Below are 2,957 nucleotides of genomic sequence, written 5' to 3' on the forward strand. Positions count from 1 at the left end.
CGTGATGATCAGTGCCATCTTGGATCGATTCAGCCCTACTTGGACAAGATCGATCGTTTTACTTGTCACATACAATGCAATCAAGGCATAAAGCCCTTTTTCAATATCAAAAACGATGGCGGCACTTAATACGATGATGCCATCGATAATGGCAACACAAACCCCCAGTGACATATGGGTGTACTTGTGAAAAATCTGCGCAGCTAAGTCGGTGCCTCCTGTCGAGCCTTTCCCACGAAAGACAATACCTAGTCCAAGACCGACCATCAACCCGCCGCAAATGGAACCAAGCAGGGCATCATTCGTCCAAGCATCCCATTCTTTTGTCAGAAATACCACTAAAGGCAAAAACAATGTCCCAATCAAGCTTTTGGCTCCGAAATGCCTTCCCAGGATGATAAGTCCCGCAATGAATAAAGGAATATTGAAACCCCACAGCACATAGGCTGGCTCCCAGCCGAGAGTGGACCTGAGGATCGTACTGATCCCGCTGACCCCGCCCGATGCAACTTGGTTGGGCAGCAGGAAAACATTAAAACCGATGGCAATTATGGCTGACCCCACGATTACCAATCCATATTCGATTAACTTTTGCATCAAAGGGGGCTTCGGCTCCCTGTATCTTTTTCTCATTCTTTATTATCTCCTCAAACCATCATTCATCATTATGTAGTATTGGCGGATCATAGCATGGCATCCCTTTTCATACCCTGTAAAAATAATCCAGACGGCTTATTTTGGCAGAACGTGTAAGGCAAGCATGATTTTCATACAAAAAGCCGGACCATAGAACGGTCCGGCCATTATATCTTATAGTTTTGAACGCAAGTACGCATCGATGAACATATCAATATCCCCATCCATGACCGCACCCAAGTTCCCGGTTTCCGCACTCGTACGGTGATCCTTGACCATGGAATACGGATGGAAAACATAAGAACGAATTTGGCTTCCCCAGCCAATTTCCTTTTGTTCACCGCGAATTTCATCCAAGTCGGCTTGTTGCTGTTCAATTTCACGTTGATAAAGTTTGGCTTTCAGCATATTCATCGCTTGAGCCTTGTTTTTGATTTGCGATCTCTCGTTTTGGCACGTCACTACCGTATTGGTAGGTAAGTGGGTAATACGGACAGCCGAGTCAGTCGTATTGATATGCTGACCGCCGGCACCGCTTGCCCTATACGTATCGACCTTCAAATCTTCCGTACGTATCTCGATATTGATTGTCTCATCGAATTCCGGCATGACTTCACAAGAAACGAATGAAGTATGGCGTCGCCCCGATGAATCAAAAGGAGAAATACGGACAAGACGGTGAACGCCTTTTTCCGCTTTCAAATATCCGTAGGCGTTATGGCCTTTGAAAAGCAGTGTGACACTTTTGATACCCGCTTCATCACCTGGAAGGTAATCAAGGGTTTCAACTTTAAAGCCTCTTTTTTCACCCCATCTTGTATACATGCGCAGCAGCATCGAACCCCAATCCTGGGATTCCGTTCCGCCTGCACCTGGATGAAGTTCCAGGATGGCGTTTTTCGAGTCATATTCTTCGCTTAGTAACAGTTGCAATTCGAAATCATTCATCTTTTGTGAAAGTGTCGTGATTTCTTCTTCAAGCTCTGCCAACAGTTCAGCGTCATTCTCTTCTTTCACTAGTTCATACGTCAGATCCAGGTTTTCATATGATTCGTTCAAATCAGCCAGCTGGGTGACTTGCTCTTTCAGTGCATTCGTTTCATTGATGACAGTCTGCGCTTTTTGTTGATCATTCCAAAAATCAGGGTGTGTCATCTCATTTTCAAGCTGAGCGATTCTTGCCTCTTTTTCATCTAAGTCAAAGAGACCCCCTAAAGTCCGTTAATCGTTGCGCTGTCCGTTCAAGTTCATTTCTAATTTCTCCTAGTTCCATTTCCATTCACCTCATTAAGTATGTTAAAAAAATCCCTCCAGAGGGATTCGCCTCAGTACAATTAAGCCTCTTCAAACTATATGCAAATATACGACTTTATGCAAACGAAACATGAAAAGAGGCGGCAAGCCTTGCACTTGACCGTCCCTTAATCATTATACACCTAATATTAGCCTACGCTGCCATGGCAATTCTTATATTTTTTACCGCTGCCGCAAGGACATAACGTATTTCGCCCAACGTCATCCTTTTTACGGGCCGGAGCCTTTTTCACTTTGCCCCCGTCTTCTTCCTTCGGGTTCACAGCTTGTCCTTGTATGACTTCTTTCCGCTCTAAATTGTTACGGATTTCAGCTTTCATGATGTATTTAGCGACTTCATCTTCCATAGAGGCTATCATCGCCTCAAACATGGCGAAGCCCTCTGATTGATATTCACGAAGCGGATCGATTTGGCCATACGCACGAAGGTGAATCCCTTGGCGCAATTGCTCCATTGCATCGATATGATCCATCCATTTGCTGTCCACCGCACGAAGGACGATGACCTTTTCGAATTCACGCATTTGCTCTTCGGATAGCTCTTCTTCTTTTTGGTCATAGTCATTTTTCACTTTGGCTAAAATGAAATCAACCAATTCCGTTTCATTTTTCCCGTCTAAATCAGTTACGGAAATGGACCCCTCATCGAATAAGTTGCCATTCAAGTAATCGACAAGGCCTTGCAGGTTCCAGCCTTCCTCATCACCCATTGGTGCAAATGCCGCCACATTGCGCTGGATGGAAGCCGCTATCATCGTTTCGACGATTTCGCGCAGGTTTTCGCTTTCCATCACATCGAAACGCTGCTTATAGATAATTTCCCGTTGCTGGCGAAGAACATCATCATATTGCAGTAATTGCTTCCGGGAATCGAAGTTATTGCCTTCCACTCGTTTCTGTGCAGACTCGACGGCCCTCGTCACCATCTTGCTTTGAATCGGCTGGGTATCATCCATACCGAGTCGTGTCATCATGTTTTTCATGTTATCGGAGCCGAAACGGCGCAT

General features: G+C 45.1%; 3 protein-coding genes. All 3 read right to left on the bottom strand.

The features are described from left to right. A partial coding sequence (locus CVN76_RS22520; RefSeq protein WP_100533126.1) for a YitT family protein occupies positions 1-633 on the bottom strand: 633 nt, incomplete at its 3' end. A 177-nt stretch (positions 634-810) separates the two neighbouring features. Then, positions 811-1,909 (bottom strand): peptide chain release factor 2 gene (prfB, locus tag CVN76_RS22525; protein ID WP_232732425.1). Its coding sequence is split into 2 segments (ribosomal slippage): positions 811-1,845 and positions 1,847-1,909, totalling 1,098 coding nucleotides; the frame shifts between segments, so codons are not numbered across the junction. A 169-nt stretch (positions 1,910-2,078) separates the two neighbouring features. Beyond that, on the bottom strand, positions 2,079-2,957 hold an 879-nt coding region (locus CVN76_RS22530; protein WP_198512626.1), incomplete at its 5' end, for an SEC-C metal-binding domain-containing protein.

Source organism: Bacillus sp. mrc49 (assembly GCF_002803435.1).